This is a genomic window from Campylobacter sp. FOBRC14, from assembly GCF_000287855.1.
Taxonomy (GTDB): domain Bacteria; phylum Campylobacterota; class Campylobacteria; order Campylobacterales; family Campylobacteraceae; genus Campylobacter_A; species Campylobacter_A curvus.
Genome location: NZ_ALJJ01000013.1, coordinates 36,578 through 46,568, shown reverse-complemented (window position 1 = coordinate 46,568; position 9,991 = coordinate 36,578). Strand labels below are relative to the sequence as shown.

Below are 9,991 nucleotides of genomic sequence, written 5' to 3'. Positions count from 1 at the left end.
TGTCTTTTGCCTTATAAATCATAATCCCTCTTTAATTCCATCGTAAAAGTCTGAGTGAAAAATAGTCCATCTGCTGTGAATACTGCTTGTTTTTCGCTGATTTTTGTGATGACAAACCGTCCGAAATACTTGCCCGCACCGTTCGTGAGCGGATAGCTGCTGGCTAAATTTGCCAGCTCATAAAGCCTTTTTAGGGCAGTTTGTTTGTCGCCTCTATATGGCAGAGTTTGTCCTTCGATATTGATAGTTTGATTGCCTAAATTTGCCCTAAATATAGCCTCATAATTTGCTATGCGCTCATTTGAGCTGATGCCAAACTCGGTTTCTATCCCGACACTGCCCACTTGTTTCCAGTTAAATTTAAAGCCACCTAGATTTAAGACCATCTCTACTCCCTGATCTCGGTATTTGCTTGATTGAATTGATCTCTTTGTATAGCACGTTTGACGCTTTGAGTCAAAGCTCTTTCAAACTCGCTTAGATCAAATCTACCTTCGCTTGTAGCGATATTAAAGCCGCCGTTTAAATTTATGGTTATGTTGCCGCTCGTGGTAGCTAATGCTTTTGCGGTTTGTTTTATTTGTGGTGTGTCTTTTTCGCCAAACATCGAGCTAAAAAAGCCCTCATTGCTTTGTTTGCTCTCTTGTTTTGATTCTTCTTCATCACCAAAGCCAAAAAATTCTTTTGTGCCTTTCCATGCACTGCCCAAAGCATCGCCTACCGTTCCTATCGTATCGCTTATCCATGCGAATTTTTCACTTATCCAGTCAAAGAAACCGCCAAATATATTCTTGAACCACTCTACGACCGGATCGAATATCTTGCTAAGCCAACCACTAAAAGAACTAAACCACACTTTTACTTTGTCCCAGTTTTCAATGAGCCATGCAGCCGCCATACCAATGCCAACTACCAAAGCACCGATACCGGTCGATATGAGAGCAAGGCGTAGGATCTTCATCGCCGTCGCACCAGCTAAAATAGAAGTGCGCAAAAACGCCATAGTTGCTCCAAGAGCCTTACTGACAGTTGAATATGCAGCCGTAAAAATGATGGCTGCTTTTAGTCTTGTGCCAACTAGCCACATACTAGCCGCGTGAGCCTTAGCAGCTATATTTGCCGCCAAGAGACTAGCTACATGTCCTGCCCAGCGCACCTTTGCGATCAAATTTAGCGGGTTTAGCCAGCCTATAGCTTTTACAACACTCAAGAAGCCGTCCGCTAGGCTTAAAAGTGCGATTTTACCAATGAGTAAAAGCGGTTTAAATAACAAAAAGCCACCGATCGCATAGCTAATTGCTGTGCTAAGCCTTGGAAATTCACTGCTTAGCTTGCTGACCCAGCCAGCAAATTTACCTAACCCGTCAGCCAATAAATTTATAAACGGCAAAAACGCCTCGCCCATCACCGAGCCTAGATTTCTCCAGCTTTGTGTAAGTCGTTCGATGGCTGACTTTGTAGTATTTAGTTTTGTTTGTAGTTCTGCTTGCATACTGCCTTTGGCTTCACCCGAATTTGCCATCGCTATATTTTTCTTTAACTCATCGATATTAGTTACAAGTCCTGCTATCTCATCACTAAAATTTCCACCAACTAGATCATAAAGTAGCCCGGCTTGCTTTGATTTGTCCGCTTTTGAGATTTGTTCTAAAAATAGTGTGATCGCACCTGCTGCGTCCTTTTGCAGAGCAGTTTTTAAATATCCAGCATCCAGTCCGATACTCTGCAAAGCCTCCTGAAATGCCTTGCCTTTTTTATCTGCCATTGATAGCCCTGAGTAAAGCGCGTTTAAACTAGTGCCGACAACTGAGGCTTCTTTGCCTGTGCTTAGCATGGTCGCACTTATTGCACTTGCATCTTTTTCGTTTAGACCGATTAGATTAGCATTTGCGGCAGTGCGTGCTGTGGCTTCAAATATCTCATTTGCGTTTGCATTTGTTACTTTGTTGTCAAGCAAGTTCACCGCATCAAAAAACTCGGACATTTTATCCACGTCATTTATCTTAAAGCCTACTTTCATGTTGTTGCTTGCAGCACTTAGTGCCTCAGCACTCATCTCAAAGGCAACCGAGCCGGTAGCAAGAAGCTGGGTATATTTAACAAGCTCTTCACCTTTTAAATTTATCTTGCCACCGCCTGCTGCGATATTTGCTATATTTGTAAAGCTCTCACCAAGACGCGCGCTTACCTCTCTCATCTGTCCTTTTAGACGAGTTAAATTTTCTTCACTATCATCAACATATTTACGCACATTTGCAAAGGCCGCCTCATCGTCTATGGCAAGTTTGATTGATCCGCCTAGCAGAGCGGAGTTTGCAAGAGAGCTCCAGCTTCCGCTTAACTCGCTAATAAGCTTACTTTTGGTCTCTCTTATGCTTGCTTGTAGATTACTTAGCTTTGTTTTATCTAGCGTGGCTATTGCTTTTTTAGCCTCACTTGCGCCACTTTTTAGCCCAGCAAATCCGCGCTTTAAGCTGTCAATCTGTGATAATCCTTTAACCGCTAGACCGATACTGATACCTATTGCTTCATCTCTCATTTTTTACCTTTGCGCTTGATAAATTTTTATATCTTTGTGATATAATCACTCTCATGAAAATATTTTTAATACTCTTAAGCCTTGGCGTCATTTGCTACTTTTTGCCTAGCGGGTTTTGGGATGGCTTAGTAGCCACCATTTTAGGACTTGGCTTTTTGGGCTTGGCTATCGGCACGATAGGCTGGACGCTCAACACTCTTTCTCGTGCAACTAATGCACTAAAAAGAGAATTTTTAGGCGATACTAAAAAGTCTTAGCCTTTGCGATACGTTCGCTAATGTTTGCAAACTCACTAAAATCAACCATATCAAGCTCTAAGATTTCAATATATCCAAATCCTAAAATATGAGCGATTAGCGCGATACTTTCATTACTCGGCGCGCTCACTTTTCCTGCAAAAAATCCGCCACCGCCTTATCTATCACCTTAAAATCAAGCACATCGAGGTTTTCTATCTCATCATTACTCATATTTGTGCACGACATACACAGTTTGATATTTTTTTCATCATCGGTTTTTTCTTGTGAAGCTATCCTCATCACACGCACAGTCGGTGCGTAAATTTCTATCTCATCGCCTCTAATTGGTAGTTTTATCGTTACTTTTCTCATCTTTTATCCTTTCCTTATTCACTTAAATTTGACCTGACTTTGGCAAGATAATCTACTCCGCCGATAAGGCAGATCATGTTTTCCACATCAAAGACTATCATCGGGATCTTATCGATATTTAGATCTAAAAAATGCACCGCAAGCTTCACATTTACTTCCATCTCCTTGCCGCTTTCAAAGCTGCCCGGATCTATCTCTATGATGTCTCCTGTGACCGCCATTGAAAATGGCATCGGCTCACGACCGGCTTGGAATATGGACGCCTTGAATAAAAACGGAATTCTGTTTTTCCAAGTGTTGAGCCCATAGCCTAAGAACATATTTTTATCTAGGATGTTTAGCTTAAACTCCATCTCGACAGCCTTTATTGAGCCACTTGCGAAATTCCCGCTGAGCGCTCCTTTCATCTCGACCATCTCTTGCTCGATCTTTGGTATCGTTAAAGACTTGACGACGCCTAGATAGCCTTGCCCGTTGATATAGACGTTTGCTTCTTGCACCACTTGAGGTATTTGTCTTTTGACCATATTTCACTCCTTATTTATTTAGATCATTTAGTAAATTTTCGCCGTATTTATCGACGTAAATGAAATCAAGCGTAAGCTGTTTGACGATAGGATTGTTTTGCATACGGACGTCAAGATAAAATTTGCCGGCTGTGATGTTTGCCAATGTATTTTTCTCGCTCCAGCTGATCTCATATCCGATGAGTACCTTTGCTCCGACAAGTGAGCGAAGCAACTCATCTACGCTTCTTTTGGCATGATAAAGCTGATCGGCTCTGCGATCGATAGCAAATAAAACGCCTTTTTGGCAAGCTTCGCTGATACGATCAAATATCCTAACGCGGGCAAGATCTTGCCAGATGGTATCTTGATCGCTTGTCTCACCGCCCCATGCACGAAAGCCGCTTTCTCTGATGATCGTTGAGATGTGAGCTCCGCGTAGCTCATCAGCCGTGCATGTTTCACCCAACTCGAAATCTACGTCTATCTGCGTGCCTGATACTCCTATCATCACGCGATTTGAATAGCTGTCGGCGTATCCAAACTCACTGCTACCATCAGTGTGAGCTATCATGCCCGCTAGCCTTGCGCTTTGGCCCTCGAATACATAAGCATTCGTCTCGTCATCCCAAACTTTGACATTTGGATATGAGGCGATGAGCCTGCGCGATCCAAAGTCCGCCATTTTTGTGATAGCACCTGCCGCATCATCTGCTTTTAGATCGATTATACCGGTTGCTTTTAGTCTCTCGCTCATCTTTTCGATCGCTCCTTTTATGGCGTCCTCGTGAGAATACTCGGGAGCAATGATGATGTTTGGACGATAGCCAAATTTTGATTTTGCATTTTTGAGTGCTTCGATAGCCGCTTTGCATTCTGTGATCTCGTCGCTCGTATCCGCGTCATCGTCTTTTGTAAAGACCGAGAGAATGATTTGCGTTTGCACCGCTTGATCGCTGATGGCTTTCAGAGCTTTATAGACGCTGCCTTTTTTGAATGTTTGATTCGCCTTTTTCTTTGCCTCGTATTTTTGCTCTATCGCATCGATCGCTTTGTCCGTAGTCATGAAAAAGTGCATACCGTTTTCAAGTAGCTCTTCATACCCAGCTATCGCGATCGGAGTCGTAGTCTCGACCTGTATAGGTCTTGCTGCTTCTGCTGAAATCGTTATGTTTACGCCGTATTTTGCTGCCATGTTTTCTCCTTTTAAATTTTAATGTTTGACTCTTTTGAGCGGATTGATCGCCCACACTGATTTTAAGACAGGTTTATCGCCCACTTCGAGATACTTTCCTACGTTCATCTCGTTCATACCTGCCACATCCATCAGCTTCCAACCTAGATATATCCGACAATAGAAATTTTTGAGAATTCCGCCGTATCTGATAGTTCGGTAGTATCCGAAACGCTCTTTGCCGTTTTTGAGCTTGCAGATCACTAGACACCAGTCGGAGACTATGCCGCCGTTTGAAGTGACTTTCGGATTGCCTTGCGTTACGACACTTGACGCGTCTATGTCTCTCACTCTCACGCCTAGAAATTTGACAGAAAAGACACCGATACGATTTCTAAGTAGCCAGCGTAAGCGGGCGTAGTATGTCCTTTCTTTTTCCGGAAAGTGTTCGTTTTTCCAGCCCTTATCGCCGTTGATGCCGTAATCAGGATCATCAAACCAGCTCGCCCAACGTGGCAAGTGTTCGTCCTCCTTTTTGCAAGATAGCAAAGCGATCGGAACTACTAGAAATGCCAAAATTTCAAACGGAAGCTCGATAATTATGTTTTTTATGACTTGGCAAATTTGTTTAGCTGTTAATTTTCTCATTTTTTACCTTTCTTGTTCTCACTTTCAGCTTCTTTTGGCTGTTCTAGTTCTTTTGCCTCAGTTTCATACTTTGGACTTTTAGGGCAACCGCTCCACGGGCAAAGTCCGTCTTTGTCTAGTTTTGAGCTACAAATATTGCAGCGTTTGATTTGTTTTCTCATTGTTCGTCTCCTTTTGTCAGATTTTCTTTTTGCGCTAAAAGCCCTTTGTATTCCTCCCGAAGTTCAGGCAATACACTATCGTTTCCAATCAGTATAGCGTGTCTGATATAGCCCTCGGTCTCTTTAATTTGCTCCTCTAGTTCGGCTAGCTCTTTTTGCTTGAGTTGTTCCTCGCTTGGTGCAGGATTGAGAAGCCTATCTACTTCATCTTTTGAAATTTCGATCCACTCAGGCTTTTTGAAGTCTGCTACATCTTTGTCGTCTAGTGCATAGATTTGATTGTTTTTGTCTTTGAAGTATTTCATTTGTTGTTCCTTTATCTAAGTTCAAACCATTTAGTTGCCGACATTACTACATTTACTGCCTTATATGTGGAATTTGGAGGTATAATTGCAAAAAGATGTAGAATAGAATAGGCGTTTTGCCCGTGTCCAGGACAAATATTTTTTTCGTCAACATAAAAGTCATAATTTCTGCCATTTGCACTAGCGGAAGCATCCCGCACGAGGACAAAAATAGACCTACCTGTTGTATTTGTGTAGATTATATTTGGTTGTCTTTGGCTTGTCATATCTTGCCATGTTTGATTGATACCGATACTTGCTATACCTGCGACCGCTTTCTCACTCACTGCTACATCTTCTTGGATTCCAGTGATTTCATTTTTGACCTTGATGAGACCAGCTTTGCTTTCAGTGGCGTATGGTGTTTTGTCTATTTCTGATTGCTTTGCTTCTCTGACGTTTTTGGCTTTGATGATGAAAACTACCGCGCTGTTTTGAGGTCTTGTTTCTACTCCGCCTGTAGTGCCTATCAGTCCTGTGTTTGAGTATGGAGATGGCAAGGTATCAAATCCCGCAAACCCTGATATTGGCTGGATTTTATTTGCGCCGCGTCCTATGTCATTGTCTCCGCCTATATCGTGCGTGTGTGCTTTGATTTCATCGTTTTGTAGCACCCCTAAAGCTGCAGCGTTTCCGCCTATGCCGCGCATGAAACGACCATCGTTGAATTTCGGTATATTGAAATCATCACCACTTCCGCCGTATGTGTAGCCTATCACGGCAAAAAGCTCATTGTATTCGCTCTTTTTTAGGCTTCGTCCGTCACAGAGTAGATAGCCAGCTGGGATTTTCTCCTGTGAGCTCCAAGCTAGGTATGCACCTATTGGGGTGCCGTCGCTTGCTTCGTCTTTTTTGAGGTAGATTTCGTCGTGATTGTGGTTTGCCCTTGCATATTCGCTCGGAGTTTTGCCGCCTAGCTTTTTACTGTCTGCAGCCGCATCGCTTTTGTCCAATTTTGCATTTACTTCGCTTTTTGTAGCAAAGTCTGCCTTTTCGGCGTTGTAGGTACTGGTTAACACCCTATTGTTTGCGTTATCAGCGGCCGCCTCAACTTGCTCTTTTAAAAATTTCGTCCTGTTTGCCAGCTGTTTTGCTTGCTTGTTGCTGATGCCATCTATCCCGCCTACCACCGGATCGGTTACTTCAAGCTGATAGATGCCTTCTTCCCACTTGTTTTCTTCTTTTAGATTAGCCATTATACGCTCCATAGTTGAATTGATCGTTATATTTGATTTGCCCGTCGTAGATCACACTGCTTGCTCTATGATCTATACTAACAAGCACACACCTTGCAGGAGCTGCACTCTTGGCAGCCTCGCTTATTTGTTTTGCTTTCTGCTTTGAAAGGGGGATGCTAGCGATGATGCTATACTGCGCCCAGTGAGTATTGCTACCATAAAACCTGCTTTTGTTATACTCGATGGATCTATCATATTTTTGACTTAGATTGCCCTCGATGATCACAGCACCACTATCTACGCTTTGCACCGCCTTTTTTACCGCGTAAAACGAACCACTGTAAAAATGGATTTTAAATGCGTTTTTTATCAGCCACCTAGCGTTTGTTTCATTTAGCCCATCTATATCTACATCAAAGCTGGCTGCCAGGATCGGTAAAAGTGACACTGGACAAGAATCGGCGAGCGTATCTATAGCGCTGATGTCAAGACCATCTAATCTAAGCCCAAATAGCTCATCTAGCAGCTTGTCAAGTTTGCTTTTATGATTTGGTAGTAGGCTCATAGCTCGGCCTTTTTATAGCTAAGGTTAAAATTTAGCCTTATGAAACTATCCTCGCTCACTTTTGTATCAGCAGCGGGGGCTTTTAAATTTACCCGATATACTCCGTTTTTATGAAGCACAGAGTAGATATAGCTTAAATTTAGATCCTCGCCTAAGCTTAGGCTGCTCCTGCTTGATTTGATAGCCTTATCGATCTCATCAGCTAAAAACATATCGGTTAGCTCGAGCTGTGCACTGATTGTTATATCTTTGATAGTTGCATTTTTGACATTCACTGTATCAGTGAGTGGTCTGACCTTTTCGCCGCTTAGATGATCCTCTACGCTTTGACGCGTAGCTTCGCTCATATCGGAGGTTTTTAAATAGACATTCACGATGCCAGCTCCGCCGTTTAGCACGCTAACTTCTTCGACCTTTGCATTTGCAGATAGTGCTTGATAGATATAGGCTTTCGCACTTCCTGCGGTTGAAAATCTTTCCAGCGAAAGTACTGCTCGCTCGCGCAATCTCTCGTCACTTTCTTTATCCGCTCCACCGGTGAAATTTGATGTTTGCTTTGCTTTAAGGACAAAAGGTAGCGGAGTTTGAATGTGCTCGCATTTGACCGCACTTTCTTTGATAAACTCATCGAGTATGATTTTACCGGTAGCTTTTAGCTCGCCTTGTTTGATGATCACGCCATCTTTGAGAGTGGCTGTATCGCCTTTTTCACTCCTAAATACACTTTTTGCGGGCACGATGGTATCGCTATCTTTTAGGGTAGACAGGCAAAACTCGATGCCCGCTGTCGGTTTTTCTCCTTGAAGCCTTTCGATACCATAGATCGCTACCACGTTATCAAGATCAGTTCCGCTGGCATAAGGCAAAAGCATACTTTTCACGCTTTGATTTATCCTTGCTCGTAAAAGCAACTCACGATATGCAAGCGTTTCAAGAAGCGCGGAGAAACGATCGCTTTCAAGTAGCGTGATTTCTTCGTCATTCAAATAGCTTTTAAAAAGCTCTTTGATACCCTTTAAAAGCTCGTTAAAACTGAGCTCTTCGATAACGTTTGGATATGGTAGGTTTTGTAAATTCATAGCTCAACCCCTATCTCATTACCACTCGTTAAAACGATCTTAAAATTTAGCTTGTGATCTTTTAGGCTTATGAGCTTCACTTCATCTATCTTTACGCGAGTTTCCCATTTTTCGACTGCCTCTATTACGTAGCATGCAAGATCGGCGCGAAATTCATCATCAACCTTTCTATCTATTAGCTCAAAAATGCGGCTACCGTAATCAGGCAGCATGACGCGAGATCCTAGCGGAGTGAGGAGTATGTCTTTGATGCTTTCTTCGATGCTTGCTAGATATTTCATATTTAATCTCTCCCCAGTCCGTTATTTGTATGATTTGTGAGATCGCCTCTGCTATCGCTCACACTTCCGCCAAATTTAGCGTCGCCGCCTGCGCTGATCGAGCCCGTTATTTTCACATTCCCGTTTATCTCGAAGCTTCCGCTGCCCCCACCGGCACCTGCCGTGTTTATGCTACCTTGTATCAAAGTATTACCAAGAAGCTTTATGCTAGGACTTTTTATCTGTGTATCAGTTGCCTCTACCTTTACGTTTTTAGCTTTTACGTTCGCATTCTCGCAAGTTATATTTATTTGCTTCGGGCTTGAAATCTCAAGTGTAGAGTTACTTACATCGTAGCTTATCTTTACGCCATCCTCGAAGACGCAAATTTGCTTATTTTTATCGGTGCTTGGTGCCAAGTGAGCGTTTTGATAAATGCCTCGAAGCACTATGCCGGCATTTAGGCTGCCACGAATAGGAAGCACTAAGCATTGCTCGCCGACTCTGATCGGACTCCAGCTTCTAGCAAAAGAGTTAGCTAGCTGCATGACGGGCAAAAAATCAGTCACCATGGAGCCGATAGTTACGCGCGCTCTGTCGCCGGATATTTCGCTAATAATCCCGATCTCTATCATCGTATCCTCTACTTTTTCTCTTAAAGCTTGTCAAAATTTCGATCGCTACATCTTTTGCGAGCAGCAATCCCTCCGAGCCCATCCACGCCCCGATACCACAAATCCCCAGTGAATAACGCAGATCGTGAAAGTAAAAAAACGCTATCTCATAGACTACGTAAGCAGTGAATACTCCGTCAAGTACTCTTTTGCCAAGTGCTTTAAGCCCGACCGCCTCGCTTTTTGCAAAGCCAACGATACTGCCTACTATCCCTACCACCAAGACATAAAGTAAATAGCTCTCCACCATGG

General features: G+C 43.0%; 15 protein-coding genes. 1 reads left to right on the top strand and 14 read right to left on the bottom strand.

Annotation, left to right across the window (positions count from 1 at the left end):
- Window positions 1-11: 11 nt before the first annotated feature.
- Both HMPREF1139_RS06765 and HMPREF1139_RS06760 read right to left on the bottom strand, forming a co-directional pair.
- Window positions 12-386: a phage tail protein gene (locus tag HMPREF1139_RS06765; RefSeq protein WP_009649413.1), complete on the bottom strand. Its 375-nt coding sequence runs from the start codon at window positions 384-386 to the stop codon at window positions 12-14.
- A 2-nt stretch (window positions 387-388) separates the two neighbouring features.
- The gene (locus HMPREF1139_RS06760; protein ID WP_009650609.1) at window positions 389-2,539 is read right to left on the bottom strand and encodes a phage tail tape measure protein; all 2,151 of its coding nucleotides are present in this window, start codon (window positions 2,537-2,539) and stop codon (window positions 389-391) included.
- A 53-nt stretch (window positions 2,540-2,592) separates the two neighbouring features.
- Here HMPREF1139_RS06760 and HMPREF1139_RS06755 point away from each other — a divergent pair, with 53 nt between their 5' ends.
- Window positions 2,593-2,796 (top strand): hypothetical protein, encoded by a 204-nt coding sequence (locus HMPREF1139_RS06755; protein ID WP_034966273.1) that lies wholly within the window; start codon window positions 2,593-2,595, stop codon window positions 2,794-2,796.
- A gap of 126 nt (window positions 2,797-2,922) precedes the next feature.
- Here the strand turns inward: HMPREF1139_RS06755 and HMPREF1139_RS06750 are convergent, their stop codons facing one another.
- Genes HMPREF1139_RS06750 through HMPREF1139_RS06700 form a run of 12 tightly spaced genes read right to left on the bottom strand, consistent with a single transcriptional unit; the run spans window position 2,923 to window position 9,989 of the window.
- Window positions 2,923-3,150, bottom strand: coding sequence for a phage tail assembly protein (locus HMPREF1139_RS06750; protein WP_009650639.1), 228 nt, complete (start codon window positions 3,148-3,150; stop codon window positions 2,923-2,925).
- 14 nt (window positions 3,151-3,164) lie between these two features.
- On the bottom strand, window positions 3,165-3,677 hold the full coding sequence (locus HMPREF1139_RS06745; protein WP_009650645.1) for a phage major tail tube protein: 513 nt from the start codon (window positions 3,675-3,677) through the stop codon (window positions 3,165-3,167).
- 10 nt (window positions 3,678-3,687) lie between these two features.
- Window positions 3,688-4,851, bottom strand: coding sequence for a phage tail sheath family protein (locus HMPREF1139_RS06740; RefSeq protein ID WP_009650637.1), 1,164 nt, complete (start codon window positions 4,849-4,851; stop codon window positions 3,688-3,690).
- Window positions 4,852-4,869: 18 nt separating this feature from the next.
- Window positions 4,870-5,478, bottom strand: coding sequence for a DUF7338 family protein (locus HMPREF1139_RS06735; RefSeq protein WP_009650617.1), 609 nt, complete (start codon window positions 5,476-5,478; stop codon window positions 4,870-4,872).
- The gene (locus HMPREF1139_RS11745; protein WP_009650630.1) at window positions 5,475-5,639 is read right to left on the bottom strand and encodes a hypothetical protein; all 165 of its coding nucleotides are present in this window, start codon (window positions 5,637-5,639) and stop codon (window positions 5,475-5,477) included. The genes HMPREF1139_RS06735 and HMPREF1139_RS11745 overlap by 4 nt, the downstream gene beginning before the upstream one ends.
- Window positions 5,636-5,944, bottom strand: a complete 309-nt coding sequence (locus tag HMPREF1139_RS06730) for a hypothetical protein (protein ID WP_009650651.1) — start codon at window positions 5,942-5,944, stop codon at window positions 5,636-5,638. Before HMPREF1139_RS06730 ends, HMPREF1139_RS11745 begins: the two co-directional genes overlap by 4 nt.
- Before the next feature lie 11 nt (window positions 5,945-5,955).
- Window positions 5,956-7,179, bottom strand: a complete 1,224-nt coding sequence (locus HMPREF1139_RS11560) for a tail fiber protein (protein WP_009650640.1) — start codon at window positions 7,177-7,179, stop codon at window positions 5,956-5,958.
- Window positions 7,172-7,726 carry a phage tail protein gene (locus tag HMPREF1139_RS06720; protein ID WP_009650641.1) on the bottom strand — a complete coding sequence of 185 codons (555 nt, stop codon included), beginning with the start codon at window positions 7,724-7,726 and terminating at the stop codon, window positions 7,172-7,174. The genes HMPREF1139_RS11560 and HMPREF1139_RS06720 overlap by 8 nt, the downstream gene beginning before the upstream one ends.
- Window positions 7,723-8,805: a baseplate assembly protein gene (locus HMPREF1139_RS06715; protein WP_009650649.1), complete on the bottom strand. Its 1,083-nt coding sequence runs from the start codon at window positions 8,803-8,805 to the stop codon at window positions 7,723-7,725. Before HMPREF1139_RS06715 ends, HMPREF1139_RS06720 begins: the two co-directional genes overlap by 4 nt.
- Window positions 8,802-9,086 (bottom strand): GPW/gp25 family protein, encoded by a 285-nt coding sequence (locus tag HMPREF1139_RS06710; protein ID WP_009650603.1) that lies wholly within the window; start codon window positions 9,084-9,086, stop codon window positions 8,802-8,804. The genes HMPREF1139_RS06715 and HMPREF1139_RS06710 overlap by 4 nt, the downstream gene beginning before the upstream one ends.
- Window positions 9,087-9,088: 2 nt before the next feature.
- The gene (locus HMPREF1139_RS06705) at window positions 9,089-9,700 is read right to left on the bottom strand and encodes a phage baseplate assembly protein V (RefSeq protein ID WP_009650631.1); all 612 of its coding nucleotides are present in this window, start codon (window positions 9,698-9,700) and stop codon (window positions 9,089-9,091) included.
- A complete protein-coding gene (locus HMPREF1139_RS06700) occupies window positions 9,678-9,989 on the bottom strand; it encodes a hypothetical protein (RefSeq protein ID WP_009650595.1) in 312 nt (103 codons plus the stop codon). The genes HMPREF1139_RS06705 and HMPREF1139_RS06700 overlap by 23 nt, the downstream gene beginning before the upstream one ends.
- Between the last annotated feature and the right edge of the window lie 2 nt (window positions 9,990-9,991).

Bases quoted from the DNA above. Each gene is read 5' to 3' on its own strand.
- HMPREF1139_RS06765 (WP_009649413.1), bottom strand. From the start codon at position 386: ATGGTCTTAAATCTAGGTGGCTTTAAATTTAACTGGAAACAAGTGGGC.
- HMPREF1139_RS06760 (WP_009650609.1), bottom strand. From the start codon at position 2,539: ATGAGAGATGAAGCAATAGGTATCAGTATCGGTCTAGCGGTTAAAGGA.
- HMPREF1139_RS06755 (WP_034966273.1), top strand. From the start codon at position 2,593: ATGAAAATATTTTTAATACTCTTAAGCCTTGGCGTCATTTGCTACTTT.
- HMPREF1139_RS06750 (WP_009650639.1), bottom strand. From the start codon at position 3,150: ATGAGAAAAGTAACGATAAAACTACCAATTAGAGGCGATGAGATAGAA.
- HMPREF1139_RS06745 (WP_009650645.1), bottom strand. From the start codon at position 3,677: ATGGTCAAAAGACAAATACCTCAAGTGGTGCAAGAAGCAAACGTCTAT.
- HMPREF1139_RS06740 (WP_009650637.1), bottom strand. From the start codon at position 4,851: ATGGCAGCAAAATACGGCGTAAACATAACGATTTCAGCAGAAGCAGCA.
- HMPREF1139_RS06735 (WP_009650617.1), bottom strand. From the start codon at position 5,478: ATGAGAAAATTAACAGCTAAACAAATTTGCCAAGTCATAAAAAACATA.
- HMPREF1139_RS11745 (WP_009650630.1), bottom strand. From the start codon at position 5,639: ATGAGAAAACAAATCAAACGCTGCAATATTTGTAGCTCAAAACTAGAC.
- HMPREF1139_RS06730 (WP_009650651.1), bottom strand. From the start codon at position 5,944: ATGAAATACTTCAAAGACAAAAACAATCAAATCTATGCACTAGACGAC.
- HMPREF1139_RS11560 (WP_009650640.1), bottom strand. From the start codon at position 7,179: ATGGCTAATCTAAAAGAAGAAAACAAGTGGGAAGAAGGCATCTATCAG.
- HMPREF1139_RS06720 (WP_009650641.1), bottom strand. From the start codon at position 7,726: ATGAGCCTACTACCAAATCATAAAAGCAAACTTGACAAGCTGCTAGAT.
- HMPREF1139_RS06715 (WP_009650649.1), bottom strand. From the start codon at position 8,805: ATGAATTTACAAAACCTACCATATCCAAACGTTATCGAAGAGCTCAGT.
- HMPREF1139_RS06710 (WP_009650603.1), bottom strand. From the start codon at position 9,086: ATGAAATATCTAGCAAGCATCGAAGAAAGCATCAAAGACATACTCCTC.
- HMPREF1139_RS06705 (WP_009650631.1), bottom strand. From the start codon at position 9,700: ATGATAGAGATCGGGATTATTAGCGAAATATCCGGCGACAGAGCGCGC.
- HMPREF1139_RS06700 (WP_009650595.1), bottom strand. From the start codon at position 9,989: ATGGTGGAGAGCTATTTACTTTATGTCTTGGTGGTAGGGATAGTAGGC.